This is a genomic window from Pseudomonas sp. P867, from assembly GCF_019891455.1.
Lineage (GTDB): Bacteria > Pseudomonadota > Gammaproteobacteria > Pseudomonadales > Pseudomonadaceae > Aquipseudomonas > Aquipseudomonas synxantha_A.
Genome location: NZ_JAFLXB010000001.1, coordinates 198309 through 215225, shown reverse-complemented (window position 1 = coordinate 215225; position 16917 = coordinate 198309). Strand labels below are relative to the sequence as shown.

Annotated in this window: 14 protein-coding genes; 6 read left to right on the top strand and 8 right to left on the bottom strand. The window is 60.8% G+C overall.

Annotated elements, in window-relative coordinates; all coding sequences use genetic code 11:
- Positions 1–30 precede the first annotated feature (30 nt).
- The 6 genes from J1G33_RS01035 to mreB all read right to left on the bottom strand — a co-directional run bounded on the left by J1G33_RS01035 (position 31) and on the right by mreB (position 8865).
- Complete coding sequence (locus J1G33_RS01035; protein ID WP_223017590.1) at positions 31–3846, bottom strand: YhdP family protein; 3816 nt, start codon at positions 3844–3846, stop codon at positions 31–33.
- 78 nt (positions 3847–3924) lie between these two features.
- On the bottom strand, positions 3925–5382 hold the full coding sequence (rng, locus tag J1G33_RS01030) for a ribonuclease G (RefSeq protein ID WP_003188562.1): 1458 nt from the start codon (positions 5380–5382) through the stop codon (positions 3925–3927).
- A gap of 70 nt (positions 5383–5452) precedes the next feature.
- Complete coding sequence (locus tag J1G33_RS01025) at positions 5453–6049, bottom strand: Maf family protein (protein ID WP_078820291.1); 597 nt, start codon at positions 6047–6049, stop codon at positions 5453–5455.
- Positions 6050–6099: 50 nt separating this feature from the next.
- On the bottom strand, positions 6100–6588 hold the full coding sequence (gene mreD / locus J1G33_RS01020; protein ID WP_003188558.1) for a rod shape-determining protein MreD: 489 nt from the start codon (positions 6586–6588) through the stop codon (positions 6100–6102).
- Positions 6588–7688: a rod shape-determining protein MreC gene (gene mreC, locus J1G33_RS01015; RefSeq protein ID WP_078820290.1), complete on the bottom strand. Its 1101-nt coding sequence runs from the start codon at positions 7686–7688 to the stop codon at positions 6588–6590. The genes mreD and mreC overlap by 1 nt, the downstream gene beginning before the upstream one ends.
- Positions 7689–7827: 139 nt before the next feature.
- Positions 7828–8865, bottom strand: coding sequence for a rod shape-determining protein MreB (gene mreB / locus J1G33_RS01010; RefSeq protein ID WP_002555108.1), 1038 nt, complete (start codon positions 8863–8865; stop codon positions 7828–7830).
- A gap of 210 nt (positions 8866–9075) precedes the next feature.
- Here mreB and gatC point away from each other — a divergent pair, with 210 nt between their 5' ends.
- The 6 genes from gatC to J1G33_RS00980 all read left to right on the top strand — a co-directional run bounded on the left by gatC (position 9076) and on the right by J1G33_RS00980 (position 14241).
- On the top strand, positions 9076–9363 hold the full coding sequence (gene gatC / locus J1G33_RS01005) for an Asp-tRNA(Asn)/Glu-tRNA(Gln) amidotransferase subunit GatC (protein WP_003188556.1): 288 nt from the start codon (positions 9076–9078) through the stop codon (positions 9361–9363).
- A 16-nt stretch (positions 9364–9379) separates the two neighbouring features.
- Positions 9380–10831, top strand: a complete 1452-nt coding sequence (gatA, locus tag J1G33_RS01000) for an Asp-tRNA(Asn)/Glu-tRNA(Gln) amidotransferase subunit GatA (RefSeq protein ID WP_223017589.1) — start codon at positions 9380–9382, stop codon at positions 10829–10831.
- Positions 10832–10841: 10 nt separating this feature from the next.
- Positions 10842–12287: an Asp-tRNA(Asn)/Glu-tRNA(Gln) amidotransferase subunit GatB gene (gene gatB / locus J1G33_RS00995; protein WP_005784800.1), complete on the top strand. Its 1446-nt coding sequence runs from the start codon at positions 10842–10844 to the stop codon at positions 12285–12287.
- Between the two features lie 99 nt (positions 12288–12386).
- Entirely contained in the window at positions 12387–12758 is a 372-nt protein-coding gene (locus J1G33_RS00990) for a septal ring lytic transglycosylase RlpA family protein (RefSeq protein WP_005784798.1), read from the top strand.
- A 59-nt stretch (positions 12759–12817) separates the two neighbouring features.
- Positions 12818–13864 carry a calcium/sodium antiporter gene (locus tag J1G33_RS00985; protein ID WP_177327422.1) on the top strand — a complete coding sequence of 349 codons (1047 nt, stop codon included), beginning with the start codon at positions 12818–12820 and terminating at the stop codon, positions 13862–13864.
- A complete protein-coding gene (locus J1G33_RS00980; protein ID WP_032877796.1) occupies positions 13861–14241 on the top strand; it encodes a carboxymuconolactone decarboxylase family protein in 381 nt (126 codons plus the stop codon). Before J1G33_RS00985 ends, J1G33_RS00980 begins: the two co-directional genes overlap by 4 nt.
- Here J1G33_RS00980 and J1G33_RS00975 read toward each other — a convergent pair.
- Complete coding sequence (locus J1G33_RS00975; protein WP_005784792.1) at positions 14238–15179, bottom strand: AEC family transporter; 942 nt, start codon at positions 15177–15179, stop codon at positions 14238–14240. The genes J1G33_RS00980 and J1G33_RS00975 overlap by 4 nt on opposite strands.
- A 174-nt stretch (positions 15180–15353) precedes the next feature.
- On the bottom strand, positions 15354–16907 hold the full coding sequence (gene garD, locus J1G33_RS00970) for a galactarate dehydratase (RefSeq protein ID WP_005784791.1): 1554 nt from the start codon (positions 16905–16907) through the stop codon (positions 15354–15356).
- Positions 16908–16917 lie beyond the last annotated feature (10 nt).

Here is a 16917-nt window from a genome sequence, read left to right as displayed (position 1 = left end):
GGGCATGGGGCCATGCTACTCCACAGGCTCTCAGTTTGGCTTTTCAAATGGCTTGTCGAAGGTGATTTTCGGATCCTTCCAAGGGCCTTGCACCTTGTACTGCACACTGGCAAAGCGCGAAACCCGATCACCGATCAGCTTGTCGATCAGGAACAACGCACCACCAATGGCAGGCGCACCGACAATCAGCGCCGCGATGGGCAGGTTGTTGGTCACCGGCAACGTGACCAGCAGCTTGGCGTCGACGCGATCGGCGACCAGATCCAGGGTGCCGTTAAGCTCAAGATTGGTCGAGGGCCCGGTCATGGTGATGGGCTCACGGGTCACGAACACACCATTACTGGCAGCCAGCAAGCCCTTGACTCGGTCATAGCTCAAGCCTTTGCCAAACAGGTCGGAAAAGTCCAAACGCAAACGCCGGCCAATGGAGTTGAAGTTAAGCAGGCCAAACACCCGCAATGCCTGGGCGCCCCCTTCCACTTCAACGAACTGACCTTTACGGAATGCGGCATCCAGGCTGCCGGAAAAGCGCTTGGGCCCAACCCAGGCCGGCGAGCCCGGCCAACGGCCATCCACGTCCAGATGGAAATCCTCACTGGTCACCGTAGGCGCAAAACCCCAGCCCTTGAGCACATCGGCGATATTTCTGCCATCGAGGCGGCCCTTGTACCAACTGCTGCTGGCGCCCGGCGCGCCTTCCCAGCCACCGGCGCCCTTGAGCAGCATCCCCTTGAGGCCCAGGTCCAGGTTATTGAAGGCCAGGCCCTTGGCGGTCGGACGAATCCGCAGCGACCATGCCCCTATCAGATCGGGGCCTTGGAACAGCTGGTCAATGGCGATGTCCAGTGCCGGGATGCTTTTGGGGTCGATATCGGCCAGCGGGTCCGGTGCGTTTTCGTCGGCCTGGGCTGTCGGGTCCACTGCGGGCAATTTGACGTACTTGAGGTTGATCGCAATCGGCGCGCCCTTGGCATCGGGCAGGTTCACCGTGCCGTTGGCTTGCTGGCTGTCGAGCTGCAGGCCCCAGGCAGCCGGCTTGCGATCAAGCTGCAACTTGACCTGGTCAAACTGGGTACCAAATCCGGTCAGCTTGCCTACCCTGAAGTCGGCGCCACTGAGCAGTTGCTTGGCATTGCCACCTGGGTCGTTACCCGCGTAGCGGTCCACGAGCTTTTTCCAGGGATCGATATCCAGTTCCGACAGCACGCCACGAATGCGCAAGCCCTTGGTCCCGGGCAACAGCGCGTCACCGTCACCCAGGAACAATTCGCCACGGCCGTTATTGAAGTTGTCCGGCGGTGCCGCAAAGGTGAAATTCGCCAGCTCGCCGTAATCAAACCAGTAACGTCGCTCAGCGCCCTGCAACGTCATGCGAAAGGTGCTGTCACGTCCCTGGCTGGCCGGCATGCCGAACGGCGCCGGTAGATCCACCGCAACACCCTTGAGGTTGGAGTTGACCATCAACTGACTGTCCGCACCGTCCAGAATAACCTGCAACTGGTAAGGAATCTCGCCGGATACCGGCAACGGCTGACTGACGTTCAGCCAATCCGTAAGACGTTTGACCGCCACCTGACCCTTGGCAGTCACGCGAGTGCTGATATTGCCCGGCTTGCCCTCGGCGAAGATCTGCGCAGTGATAGGTTGCTCGAATGCCTGGGCCGAGATGTTCTGACCGCTCAGGCCCTTGGCGCTATCGAAGCGAAAATCACCCTTGAGCTGGGTGAGGTCCAAGGGCGGCTCAGCCAATTGCAGGCGTGCCTTGTCGGTCTTGAAGTCCACCACGATCTTGGGCTCGGTGCCCTTGGCCAGGGGAACGTCGAGGTCCAGGCTACCTTGCAGGTCACCCTCGCCTTTCCAGCCGGCGAACGTGGACGCGGTACCGATGGGCGCTTCCTGAAGAATTTTCAGACCATCACCCAAGCCACCGGAAAACCCGCCGGTGAGCAACAGATGACTGTCCTTGCCGGCCGGTGCGTGGGGAATATTGACGTACACATCCTTGACCCGGGTGTCGAGCAACTGCCCCTTGCTCGCCAGGATGCGCACGCCGCTTTCCTCGACGAACACTTCACCATTGACCTTGTTCACATGGGGCCAACCCGGCTGGAAGGCCAGTTCGGCGTCATGCACCTTGAAGAACAGGCTGATATTGCGCGACGCCGGCAGGGCGTTGTGGCTCAACGAACCCTGGTACTGGAAAAAGCCTTCATCCACTGCCCCTTTGAGAATCGCGGTACGCAGCCACTCATCCAGCGCCGGGCTCAACACGGCCGGCAAGTATTTGGGGGTAAAACGGCCATCGCCATCGACCATGCCGACCCGCAGGTCCATGTAGTCTTCCTGGCTATGATCGAAATGCAGGCGAATAAGAAAGTCCGCCGCGACCTTACCCTCTTCGCCCAGCACCTTGATGTACGGAGCGATCAGAGTGAAACCCTGTTTGTCGAGCTTCCAGGTCAGGCGTGCATTGGCCTGGATGTACTGCCAGGGCTTGGCGAAGATGGGAAACAGATGCAGGGAAAAATCCTTGCTGTCCATGCGCAGTTCACCATGGCCCAGGTCGCCACTGATGCTGCCGGACACATTACGCGCGGCCGGCGCACCGAAATACGCGTCGAAACCGACACGCTCAAGGTTCGCGGCAAAGCTGACTTTCTGGTCGGTGGCGTCCTGAGGGCGGAAATCCACCAGCACATTACGCAACAGGCCAGTGGCCTTGAGATGCTCGACGGTCTTGGCGAAACCTTCGGGCAACGGCGCCAAGGCATTGAGCAGCGGCGTGATCGGCGTCAGGTCAAGACGATCGGCCTGCAACTTCCACACTTCCTGTTCTTTATCGGTCGCCAGGTTTTGCTGCAATTGAATGCGCGACTCCCAGCGGGTGTCGCCAATGTTCATTGCCAGCGAATCGAACAGCACTTCAAGGCCACTGTCACTGCGTTGCAGGTAGGCCGTCAGCGCCAGATTCTCCAGATGCACGGGCTTGCGGTCGGCGTAGCTGCCCTTCACTTGCGGCGAGTTGAGGCGAACCGCAGCGCTTTGCACGGTGCCTTTGGCCCAACTGAGCCAAAACTCACCGCCGGCTTTGAACTGCGTGAGTTTCCATTGCTGGGTCAGCCGGGCGGGAATCCATTTGGCCCAGTCGCTTTGCGGCAGGCTCAGGTAGGCGTCGATCTCTGCGTCCTTCCACTGGCTGGCGCGAATACGGCTACGCAGGCTGACAGCAAGCGGCTGGCCATCAGGCAAGGTCAGCCGTGCATCCAGACGCTGATGGCTCATGCCGGTATGCAGGCTCAGGCCTACATAGGTCACGGTCACCGGCGCCTGATCGAAGGGCTGCAAGGTAACCTGACTGTCCAGCACCGACACGCGCTTGACCATTTGCATGCGCGTCAGCAACTGTTGCGGGTCCAGCGGCTGGTCGTCCTGAACCGGCAAGCCTTGCAGCGTCCAGCGGCCGTCCTTGTCTTCCTTGACGCTCAATTGCAGGCCGCTGACTTGAAGGTGGGCGATGCGCACTTCACGGGCCAACAGGCTGGCCCACATATCCGGTACCACTTCCACCTGGTCCAGGCGCAAGGCACTGCTGCCCTCGCCGACCATCACATCGTGAGCCAGCAATACCGGAGCAAACCCGCTCCAGCGGCCTTCAAGGCTGCCGATATGCAGCGGTGTATCCACTGCAGCCTGGGCCTTGGCTTCGATTTCGGCGCGATATTCGGCGACCAATGGGGTCAATTCACGCCCCAGGCTTACGTACACCGCCGCCAATACCAGCAGCAACGCACACAGGCCCAAGCCCCAGCGGGTCAAAGCGGCAAAAAAGCGTATCAGACGCTCCATGTCAGGCGACCCTCAAAAAACAGTTGGCGGACGGCAGATCAAGGTCCGCCGGTCTCGAATAAGGCAAGCAATTGGGGATCAGAGCAGCACCACGTCGTATTGTTCCTGGGAATACATGGTTTCGACCTGGAAGCGAATCGTGCGACCGATAAAGCTCTCCAGCTCCGCGACGTTCCCCGACTCTTCGTCCAGCAGGCGATCGACCACTTTCTGGTTGGCAAGCACTCTATAACCCTCGGCCTGATAGGCACGTGCCTCACGCAGGATTTCGCGGAAAATTTCGTAGCAAACGGTTTCCGGGGTTTTCAATTTACCCCGCCCCTGGCAACTGCTGCACGGCTCGCACAGCACCTGCTCAAGGCTTTCGCGGGTGCGCTTGCGGGTCATCTGCACCAGGCCCAGCTCGGTGATGCCGATGATGTTGGTCTTGGCGTGATCGCGCTCCAGCTGCTTTTCGAGGGTGCGCAATACCTGGCGCTGGTGTTCCTCATCTTCCATGTCGATGAAGTCGATGATGATGATGCCACCGAGGTTGCGCAGGCGCAGTTGGCGAGCGATCGCCGTGGCGGCTTCCAGGTTGGTCTTGAAGATGGTCTCTTCGAGGTTGCGATGGCCCACGAATGCGCCAGTGTTAACGTCAATGGTGGTCATGGCTTCGGCCGGGTCCACCACCAGGTAGCCGCCGGATTTGAGCGGCACCTTGCGCTCCAGGGCTTTCTGGATTTCGTCTTCAACGCCATACAGGTCGAAGATCGGCCGCTCGCCGGGGTAGTGCTCCAGGCGGTCGGCAATTTCCGGCATCAGCTCGGCAACAAATTGCGTGGTGCGCTGGAAGGTTTCCCGCGAGTCGATACGGATTTTCTCAATTTTCGGGCTGACCAGGTCACGCAGCGTACGCAGCGCCAGGCCCAGGTCTTCATAGATGACGCTGGGCGCGCCAATGGTCTTGATCTGTGCGTCGATCTGATCCCACAGGCGCCGCAGGTAGCGGATATCCATAAGGATCTCATCAGCGCCTGCGCCTTCGGCGGCGGTACGCAGGATAAACCCGCCCGCTTCCTTGATGCCCTCGGCAGCCACGCAGTCGCTGACCACCTTTTTCAGGCGTTCACGCTCGGCTTCGTCTTCGATCTTCAGGGAAATGCCGACATGGGCAGTGCGCGGCATGTACACCAGGTAGCGCGAGGGAATCGACAACTGGGTGGTCAAGCGTGCGCCCTTGGAGCCGATAGGGTCCTTGGTGACTTGCACCACCAGACTCTGCCCTTCATGCACCAGGGCGCTGATGCTTTCCACCGCAGGGCCTTCGCGCAGGGAAATTTCCGAAGCGTGGATAAACGCAGCACGGTCCAGGCCGATATCGACAAATGCTGCCTGCATACCTGGCAGTACGCGCACCACCTTGCCTTTGTAGATATTGCCGACGATCCCACGCTTTTGGGTACGCTCGACATGCACTTCTTGCAGAACACCGTTCTCTACCACCGCCACGCGCGATTCCATCGGCGTGATATTGATCAGAATCTCTTCACTCATGGCTGGGTCTCGTTCAGGCGTTTTCACAATAGTGACCGATCGCTCAAGGCTTGGCGCTGGAATACGGCGTTCAGCGCACGGTAATGTTTTGCCAACAGGGTATGCCGAATTGGACGAGCAGTTGCGCGGTTTCGCACACGGGCAGGCCAACCACCGCAGAATAACTGCCATTGAGGCCGGCAACGAACACCGAACCCAGGCCTTGGATAGCATAGCCGCCGGCCTTGTCCTGGGGTTCGCCACTGTGCCAGTAGGTTGTAGCCTCTTCGACAGAAAGCTGGCGAAAACGTACAAGACTGCTTACATATCGAGTTTCGCAGCGCTGGCCGTCGGTGAGGGCAATCGCGGTGAGCACTTCATGCTCGCGGCCCGAAAGGGCCATCAGCATTGCCAGCGCGTCGGCCTGGTCCACGGGTTTGCCCAGGATCTGGCCGTCAATAATCACCGCCGTATCGGCGCCCAATACGCAGGTGCCCGAGGTTTGGCCAAGCGCAACAAAACCCGCCGTTGCCTTGCCGCGCGCAAGGCGCTCGACATAGGCAACGGCGGGTTCGTTGGCATGAGGGGTTTCATCAATAGCGGCGCTGACTACGGTGAAGGGCACACCGATCTGGGTCAGCAGCTCACGTCGCCGCGGGGAGCCCGAGGCCAGATAAAGCGAAATCATTGCAGCCTCTCCCTGTTGGGTTCGATAACCAGGCAGAGCCTCGCAACCATTCAATTGATTTTATAGCGGCGACGCAGCCCACGCAGGCCAAAACTGATCCAGGGCCACAGCAGTGCACTGACCAGGGCCGGCAAGACCAGCGCCAGGGTGGGCTGACGGTTGCCGGTCAATGCGCTCAGCCACAATTGCACCAACTGCGCCAGACCGAAAATCACCAGGATCACCAGGCACTGCTGCCACATAGGGAACATGCGCAGGCGCTGTTGCAACGACAGCACCAGGAAAGTGATCAGGGTCAGGATCAACGCATTCTGGCCCAGCAAGGTGCCATAGAGCACATCCTCCGCCAAGCCCAGGCACATCGCCGTGACCATGCCCACCTTGTGCGGCAGGTTCAAAGACCAGAACGCCAGCAGCAAGGCCAGCCAGAGCGGGCGCAGGATTTCCATGAATTGCGGCAGCGGCGAAACGCTGAGCAGCAAGCCAATGGCGAAAGTCAGCCAGACGATCCAGCCATTGCGCGAATGAGTACCGGCCATTATTCCTCCCTCTGCCGTGTGGTGGCCGGAGCGGTTGTCGCAGGCCTCGCAGGCGCGGTGGTCGCCGCCGGTTTAGCCGGGCGAGCACTCTGTGCAGCAGGCTTGGCTGGTGTGGCGACAGGCGCTGCGGTTGCCGGAACGGCCGGCGCAGCCGCAGGCGCTGGTGGCCCGACGAAGGCCGGTTTGGGCACAATGGCGGGGACGACCGGCGCGGTGCCGTTCTGCTTGTCTTCCGCTTCCTGGGCCTGGGCGGCGTCGTTGGCGCGCTCCTCCGGGGTGCGGTTATCGCTGAACACCAGCAGCAGGTAACGGCTACGGTTAAGGGCAGCCGTCGGCACGGCCCGAACGATTGCGAATGGTTGGCCAGAATCGTGGATCACTTCCTTGACCGTCGCCACCGGGTAGCCGGCCGGGAAGCGCTGGCCCAGGCCGGAGCTGACCAGCAGGTCGCCTTCCTTGATATCCGCAGTGTCGGCAACATGGCGCAGTTCGAGGCGTTCGGGGTTGCCAGTACCGCTGGCAATCGCGCGCAAGCCGTTGCGGTTGACCTGAACCGGAATGCTGTGGGTCGTGTCCGTCAGCAGCAGGACGCGCGAGGTGTAGGGCATCAACTCCACCACCTGGCCCATCAGGCCACGGGCATCGAGCACCGGCTGGCCGAGGACCACACCGTCGCGCTCACCCTTATTGATGATGATGCGATGAGTGAACGGGTTCGGATCCATGCCGATCAGCTCGGCGACTTCAACCTTTTCATTGACCAACGCGGAAGAATTGAGCAACTCGCGCAGACGAACGTTCTGCTCGGTGAGGGCCGCCAGCTTTTGCATGCGCCCCTGCAACAGCAGGTTTTCAGTCTTGAGTTTTTCGTTCTCGGCGATCAGCTCGGTGCGGCTGCCAAATTGGCTGGCCACGCCCTGGTAGAGACGTTGTGGCAGGTCGGTGATCCAGTAGGTCTGCATCAACACCAGCGACATCTGGCTACGCACGGGCTTGAGCAGTGCAAAGCGGGCATCGACCACCATCAGCGCGACCGAAAGCACGGTCAGCACCAATAAGCGCACGCCCAATGAGGGGCCTTTGGCGAAAAGCGGTTTAATAAGCCGCTCCTCCCAGGCAAATGTTCTCTTTATTCATACGGCATCAAACCGGCCTGGATGCAGATTGAAGAAGATAAACGCCAACAGGCAGCACTGCAAAGTGCTGCCTGCCGACCAAGCATGAACCATCCAGGCAATCTTATTCGCTGGAGAGCAGGTCCATGGTGTGTTTATCCATCATTTCCAGCGCACGACCACCACCACGAGCAACGCAGGTCAGCGGGTCTTCGGCGACGATCACCGGCAGACCGGTTTCCTGTGCCAGCAGCTTGTCGAGGTCGCGCAGCAAGGCGCCACCACCGGTCAGCACCAGGCCACGCTCGGCGATATCGGAAGCCAGCTCCGGCGGCGACTGCTCCAGGGCACTCTTCACGGCCTGAACGATGGTGGCCAGGGACTCTTGCAGAGCTTCCAGCACTTCATTGGAGTTCAGGGTGAAGGCACGTGGAACGCCTTCGGCCAGGTTGCGACCGCGAACATCGACTTCGCGAACTTCGCCGCCCGGGTATGCGGTGCCGATTTCCTGCTTGATGCGCTCGGCGGTGGATTCGCCGATCAGGCTGCCGTAGTTGCGACGCACATACGTGATGATCGCTTCGTCGAAACGGTCGCCACCCACGCGCACGGATTCGGCATACACCACACCGTTCAGGGAAATCAGGGCGATTTCGGTCGTACCACCACCGATATCCACCACCATCGAGCCGCGGGCTTCTTCAACCGGCAGGCCGGCACCGATCGCAGCCGCCATCGGCTCTTCGATCAGGAACACTTCGCGGGCACCGGCGCCAAGGGCCGATTCACGGATGGCACGACGCTCAACCTGGGTGGACTTGCACGGAACGCAGATCAGCACACGAGGGCTGGGCTGCAGAAAACTGTTTTCGTGAACCTTGTTGATGAAGTACTGCAGCATCTTCTCGCAGACGCTGAAATCGGCGATCACGCCATCCTTCATCGGACGAATGGCAGCAATGTTGCCTGGTGTACGGCCGAGCATACGCTTGGCCTCGGTGCCAACGGCAACGACACTTTTCTGATTACCATGGGTCCGAATGGCCACAACCGATGGCTCATTCAGAACGATACCGCGCTCGCGCACGTAAATAAGGGTGTTGGCAGTGCCCAGGTCAATGGAAAGATCGCTGGAAAACATGCCACGCAGTTTCTTGAACATGGGAAAGGGACCCTAGGCAACGCGTGGGTAAAAAAGTGCGGCAAACTCTAACAACGACAGGGATTTTGGGCAAGGCGCCAATGTGCTAAATTGGCCGACTTTCTGTGCACCAACCCCCACAATCGCGGCCATATGACCGTAGAAATGCGGTAGTGTTCCGACAATCTAACACACGGACGCCTTCCGTTCTGTTTTCCACTGGAGAATCCCATGGCGCTTGAACGCTCCGACGTGGAAAAAATCGCGCATCTGGCCTCGCTTGGCCTCAATGACGCCGATCTTCCACAGACCACCGCAGCCCTGAACAGCATTCTCGGGCTGGTTGACCAAATGCAGGCCGTCAATACCGACGGCATCGAGCCCCTGGCTCACCCGCTGGAAGCCAGTCAGCGCCTGCGCGCAGACGTCGTGACCGAGCGCAATAACCGCGAGGCATACCAGTCCATCGCGCCAGCGGTCGAAAACGGCCTGTACCTGGTTCCGAAAGTCATCGACTAAAGGGAAAGAGCCTTTCATGCATCACATGACTCTGGCCGAGATCGCCCGCGGTCTCGCCGACAAAACGTTTTCCAGCGAAGAGCTGACCAAAACCCTGCTTGCGCGTATCGCCGAGCACGATCCCAAGGTCAACAGCTTCATCAGCCTCACCCAAGAGCTGGCCCTGAGCCAGGCCAAGGCCGCCGACGCACGTCGCGCCAACGGTGAAAACAACCCTCTGCTGGGCGCCCCCATCGCCCACAAGGACCTGTTCTGCACCCAGGGCATTCGCACCAGCTGCGGCTCGAAGATGCTCGACAACTTCAAGGCGCCCTACGACGCCACCGTGGTGTCCAAGCTGGCCGCCGCCGGGGCTGTGACCCTGGGCAAGACCAACATGGACGAGTTCGCCATGGGTTCGGCCAACGAGTCGAGCTACTACGGCGCGGTGAAAAACCCGTGGAACCTTGAGCACGTGCCCGGCGGTTCGTCGGGTGGCTCGGCTGCGGCCGTGGCCGCACGCTTCCTGCCCGCCGCTACGGCGACCGACACCGGTGGTTCGATCCGCCAGCCCGCCGCGTTCACCAACCTCACCGGCCTGAAGCCGACCTACGGTCGCGTTTCCCGCTGGGGCATGATCGCCTACGCCTCAAGTCTCGATCAGGGCGGCCCTCTGGCACGCACCGCTGAAGACTGTGCAATATTGTTACAAGGCGTGGCAGGCTTCGATAAACAGGACTCCACCAGCATCGATGAGCCCGTGCCGGACTACAGCGCCAGCCTGAATACCTCGCTCAAGGGCCTGCGCATCGGCGTGCCGAAAGAGTACTTCAGCGCCGGCCTCGACCCGCGTATCGCCGATCTGGTGCAAAACAGCATCAAAGAGCTGGAAAAGCTCGGCGCGGTGATCAAGGAAATCAGCCTGCCGAACAACCAGCACGCGATTCCCGCCTACTACGTGATCGCGCCGGCAGAGGCGTCTTCCAACCTGTCGCGCTTCGATGGCGTGCGCTTCGGCTATCGCTGCGAAAACCCGAAAGACCTCACCGACCTGTACAAACGCTCCCGTGGCGAAGGCTTCGGCAGTGAAGTCCAGCGCCGGATCATGGTCGGTGCCTATGCCCTGTCCGCCGGCTACTACGACGCGTACTACCTCAAGGCGCAGAAAATCCGTCGCCTGATCAAGAACGATTTCATGGCCGCCTTCGAAGAAGTCGACGTGATCCTCGGCCCGACCACGCCGAACCCGGCCTGGAAAATCGGCGCCAAGACCGGCGACCCGATCGCCGAGTACCTGGAAGACCTCTACACCATTACCGCCAACCTCGCGGGCCTGCCGGGCTTGTCCATGCCCGCCGGTTTCGTCGATGGCTTGCCGGTAGGCGTACAATTGCTCGCCCCGTATTTCCAGGAAGGCCGCCTGCTCAATGTGGCGCACCAGTACCAGTTGCACACCGACTGGCACACCCGCACCCCTACCGGCTTCTGAGGAGAACACTATGCAATGGGAAGTTGTGATCGGGCTGGAGATTCATACCCAGCTCGCCACCCAATCGAAGATTTTCTCCGGTAGCGCCACCACGTTCGGCTCTGAGCCCAACACCCAGGCCAGCCTGGTCGACCTGGGCATGCCCGGCGTGCTGCCGGTGCTGAACCAGGAAGCGGTGCGCATGGCGGTGATGTTCGGCCTGGCGATTGACGCCGAAATCGGCCAGCACAACGTGTTTGCACGCAAGAACTACTTCTATCCGGACCTGCCCAAGGGCTACCAGATCAGCCAGATGGAACTGCCGATCGTCGGCAAGGGCCACCTGGACATCCCGCTGGAAGACGGCACCATCAAGCGTGTCGGCGTAACCCGTGCGCACCTGGAAGAAGACGCCGGCAAGAGCCTGCACGAAGAATTCCCCGGCGCCACCGGTATCGACCTGAACCGTGCCGGCACGCCGCTGCTGGAAATCGTCTCCGAACCGGACATGCGCAGTGCCAAGGAAGCCGTGGCCTACGTCAAGACCATCCACGCGCTGGTGCGCTACCTGGGCATCTGCGACGGCAACATGGCCGAAGGCTCGCTGCGTTGCGACTGCAACGTGTCGATCCGGCCAAAGGGCCAGGTTGAGTTCGGCACCCGCTGCGAGATCAAGAACGTCAACTCGTTCCGCTTCATCGAGAAGGCGATCAACAGCGAAGTGCGTCGCCAGATCGAATTGATCGAAGACGGCGGCAAGGTGATCCAGCAAACGCGCCTGTACGACCCGAACAAAGACGAAACCCGCGCCATGCGCAGCAAGGAGGAAGCCAACGACTACCGTTACTTCCCCGACCCGGACCTGTTGCCGGTGGTGCTGGAAGATTCGTTCCTCAACGACATCCGCGCCACCCTGCCGGAACTGCCGCAGCAAAAACGCGAGCGCTTCCAGGAGCAGTTCGGCCTGTCGGTCTACGATGCCAGCGTGCTGGCCTCCAGCCGTGAACAAGCCAACTACTTCGAAAAAGTCGTGAGCATTGCCGGCGACGCCAAGCTGGCGGCCAACTGGGTGATGGTCGAACTGGGCAGCCTGCTGAACAAACAGGGCCTGGAAATCGACGAAGCGCCCGTCACTGCCGAACAATTGGGCGGGATGCTGCTGCGCATCAAGGACAACACCATCTCCGGCAAAATCGCCAAGACGGTGTTCGAAGCGATGGCCGCGGGTGAAGGCAACGCCGACGAGATCATCGAGAAGCGTGGCCTCAAGCAAGTCACCGACAGCGGCGCGATTTCGGCCGTACTCGATGAAATGCTCGCGGCGAATGCCGAACAGGTCGAGCAATACCGCGCCGCAGACGAAGCCAAGCGCGGCAAGATGTTCGGCTTCTTTGTCGGCCAGGCCATGAAAGCCTCCAAGGGCAAAGCCAACCCGCAACAGGTGAACGAACTGCTTAAAAGCAAGCTCGAAGGCTGATTGCGGTGAATGGTTGGAGCAGACTTCAAGGTCTGGCTCCAACCTGTGTGGGAGGGGGCTTGCTCCCTCTCCACATTTTTTATTGGGGATGTCCTGACAATGAAACGTCTACTCGGCCTCCTGGCCTTGTCCTCCCTGCTGGCCGGTTGCGCCAGCGGTCTCATCGACCCCAACGGTTACGACGAAACCGGCACCGCCTCCTATTACGGCGCCAAACACCATGGCAAAAGAACCGCCAGTGGTGAACCCTTCAACCAGAACGCCTTGACCGCTGCGCATCGGCGCCTGCCCTTCGGTACGCGGGTCAAAGTGACCAATCTGAACAACGACCGATCGGTCGTGGTGCGCATCAATGACCGCGGCCCGCACACCCGTGGGCGCCTGATCGACGTTTCCCGCAAGGCTGCCGAGCAACTGCGTATGCTGGGCAGCGGCACCGCACGGGTTCGCGTGCAAGCCCTGAACAACTGATTGAGGCCGCCTTGAGTATTTTCGGATTGAACGCCCTTTCGCCCTGGAGCCTGCTCGAACTGGTCGGCGGCTTGCTGCTGTTGATCGTCGGCGCCGAGATCCTGGTACGCGCCGCCGTGCGCCTGGCGGCCAGCCTCAAAGTGCGACCGCTGATCATCGGCCTGAGCGTTGTCGCCTTCGGCAGCAGCGCGCCGCAGATGGCCGTCAGCCTCCAGGCCACGCTGGCCGGCAATACCGATATCGCCGTGGGTAGCGTTATTGGCAGCAGCATTTTCAATATCCTCGTCACCCTGGGCCTGTCGGCGCTGATCATTCCGCTGCGGGTCTCGCGGCAACTGGTGCGTGTGGATATCCCGGTGATGATCTTCGCCGGTCTGCTGGTGTTTATCCTAGCCGCCAATGAAGTGCTGACCCCGCTCGATGGTGTTTTGCTGCTGGTGGCGCTGGTAGCTTACCTTGGCGTGCTGCACCACCAGACGCGTCATTCACGCCGCCCGCGCACCCTGGACACCGTGGCCAAGGCACCCTGGTTGAGCAGCGCGTTGCTGATGTTCGCCGGGCTATTGGTGCTGGTACTGGCCGGGCATTTGTTGCTGGGCGCCGCGGTGGAAGTGGCGGGCGACCTGGGCTTGTCGGAGCGCGTCATCGGCCTGACGCTCATCGGCGTGGGCACCTCGCTACCCTGCCTTGCCACATCGCTGATCGCCGCCTTGCGGGGCGAGCGGGAAATTGCGGTGGGCAACGTGATCGGCAGCAACCTGTTCAACCTGCTGGGAGTGCTGGGCTTTACCGCGCTGGTGGCGCCGTCGCCGCTGTCGGTATCACCCAATGCCCTGGACTTCGATTTGCCGGTAATGCTCGGTGCCATCGTCCTGTGCCTGCCGGTGTTTTATACCGGCTACCGCGTGACGCGTATCGAAGGGCTGGTGCTGCTGGGGTTGTACCTGGCGTACGGGCTGCACGTAATGGCCTTCACCACCGGTATGCCCCTGGCCAACAAGCTTGAACAATTGATGCTGTATTACGTCCTGCCGGCGTTGGTGGCTTTGCTGTTGTTCACCTCTGTGCGCGCCTGGCACCGCCAACACAAGAGGGAATCGAAATGACCGATCAGAAAAAACCCGGAGTTGAGGTACGACGCCAAGTCATGGGCGATGCATTCGTCGACCGCGCCCTGGGTAATGCCACGGCGTTCACCCAGCCGCTGCAGGACTTCGTCAATGAACATGCGTGGGGCGCTGTCTGGAACCGCGAAGGCTTGCCGCTCAAGACCCGCAGCCTGATCACCCTCGCCGCCCTGACAGCCCTCAAATGCCCGCAGGAACTCAAGGGCCACGTGCGCGGTGCACTTAATAATGGCTGCACGGTAGACGAGATTCGCGAAGCGCTGCTGCATTGCGCGGTGTATGCCGGTGTGCCGGCGGCGATTGATGCCTTTCGGGCGGCGCAGGAAGTGATCGAAAGCTACCAGAAAGACGCCTAGATCCAGCCACCCGCCTGCAATACGAAAATCCCGATATTGGTGGTCACCGCCGCCATCAGCGTAGTGATCACGATAATCGCCGCCGCCAGCTCATGATTGCCTTGCGCCGCCCTGGCCATCACGAAGCTGGCCGCGGCTGTCGGCGCGCCGAAGTACAGGAACAGAATCCCCAGCTCCGGCCCGCGAAAGCCCAGCAACCAAGCGCCCAAGGTTGCGATCACCGGCAACCAGATCATCTTCATCAGGCTCGCACTCAACGCCATGTTGCCGCTCTTGCGCAGCGCGGCCATGGACAAGGTGCCGCCGATGCAAATCAACGCCAACGGCAGCGTGGTATCCGACAGGTACTGCAAGGACTTTTCGAACCAGCCGGGCAAGCTGATCTGAAAGTACGCGAACGGCGCCGCAACGATCACGCTGATGATCAGTGGGTTAGCCACCACACTCTTGAAAATGCTCCACGGGTCGGACTTGATCACCGGGCTGTACACCGCCAGCACAATGGTCGACAGCGTGTTGTAAAACAGGATCACCAGCGCCGCGAGGATTGCGCCCAGGGAGATCCCGTAGTCACCGTACATACTGGCGGCGAGCGCCAGGCCGATCACCCCGTTATTGCCGCGAAACGCACCCTGGGTGTAAATGCCCCGGTCTTCACGCTTGCAGCGAAAAATCGCCCAGCCCCAGGCCAAAGCAAAGCTCGCCAGGGTGGCGACGGCAAAATAGATCAGCAAACCCGGCTTGAGTGCCGCGTGCAGGTCGGCATGCAGGATGCCCAGGAACAGTAGCGCCGGCATGGTGACGTTGAACACCAGGGACGACGCGGTGTGGATAAAGTTGTCGTTGATCCAGTTGATGCGCTTGAGCAGCACCCCCAGAAACAGCATGGCAAACACCGGCGCGGTGATGGTGAGGGTGGTAAGGAAGATTGCCAGCATGCCGGGGAGAACCTTGGTGGGCGTCGTTAGTTGGCTAATGATAAGCCATGCAGCCCGTGTCGTCTGGTCTACCGCTATCGGGAGCAAGCCCCCTCCCACATTTGAACGCATTCATTCTGTTGAAATGCGGACCAATGTGGGAGGGGGCTTGCTCCCGATGCAGGCGACTCGGTCTCAGGTAATCGGCGCCGGGTTGAACAGCGTGATGTCGTTATGCAACTTGTGATGCTCCGCCCACGTCTGCTTCCTGCCACTGGCCACGTCCAGGTAGAAGTGAAACAACTCCCAGCCCAGCTCCTCGATGCTCGCGCGCCCGGTGGCAATGCGCCCGGCGTCGATATCGATCAGGTCCGGCCAACGCTGGGCCAGCTCGGTGCGGGTCGACACCTTGACCACCGGCGCCATCGCCAGCCCGTACGGCGTGCCACGCCCGGTGGTGAATACATGCAGGTTCATCCCTGCCGCCAGTTGCAAGGTGCCGCACACAAAATCACTGGCCGGGGTGGCGCAAAAAATCAGGCCCTTGCCCTTCAAGCGCTCGCCGGGGCCGAGCACGCCGTTGATCGCGCTGCTGCCGGACTTGACGATGGAGCCCAATGACTTCTCGACAATATTCGACAGCCCGCCCTTCTTGTTGCCCGGCGTGGTATTGGCACTGCGGTCTGCTTCACCCTTGGCCAGGTAACGGTCATACCAGTCCATTTCCCTGACCAGTTCCCGGGCAACCTCCTGGTTCTGCGCCCGGGAAGTCAGCAGGTAAATGGCATCGCGCACTTCAGTCACTTCGGAAAACATCACCGTCGCGCCGGCCCGTAGTAACAAGTCCGAGGCATACCCCAGCGCCGGGTTGGCGGTGATACCGGAAAACGCATCACTACCACCGCACTGCATACCCAGGATCAGCTCGCTAGCCGGCACGGTTTCCCGACGGCGCTGGTCGAGTTTCTTCAAGCGCACCTCGGCCAGCGCCATGATCTGCTCAATCATTTCGGTAAAGCCATGGCTGGAATCCTGCAGGCGATACAACCACGGCTCGCTCAAGTCCACCGAGCTGTCGTTATCGTGCATCACCTGGCCGGCCTGCAATTTCTCGCAGCCCAGGCTGATCACCAGGGCTTCACCGCCCAGGTTCGGGTTGCGCGCCAGATTGCGCACGGTGCGGATCGGGATATAGGCATCCGTCGCCGTAATCGCCACGCCGCAGCCGTAGCTGTGAGTCAGCGCCACCACATCATCGACGTGGGGATACTTGGGCAGCAACTCATCCTTGATGCGCTTGACTGCGTGGTCCAGCACGCCGGTAACGCACTGCACGGTGGTGGTGATGCCGAGGATATTGCGCGTGCCCACGGTACCGTCGGCATTGCGATAGCCCTCGAAGGTGAACCCCTCCAGCGGTGCCTGGGTTTCAGGCACCTCGGTGGACAGCGGCAAGCTGTCAAGCGGTGGCGCGGTGGGCATGCGCAGCTGATCTTCCTGCACCCAACTGCCACGCGGAATCGGAGCCAGGGCGTAACCGATGGTCTGACCGTAGCGGATAATCCGGCCGCCCTCGGGGATATCTTCCAGTGTGACCTTGTGGCTCTGGGGTATGAACTCCACGGTGACCAGGCCGTCGGGGAATTCGGTCCCCGCCGGTACACCCTGGTCGTTTACCACGATCACCACATTGTCGCGCTCGTGCAAACGGATCGAGCGCGGCGAGTCGGCATGTTCAATCAACTGCATCACACGAACC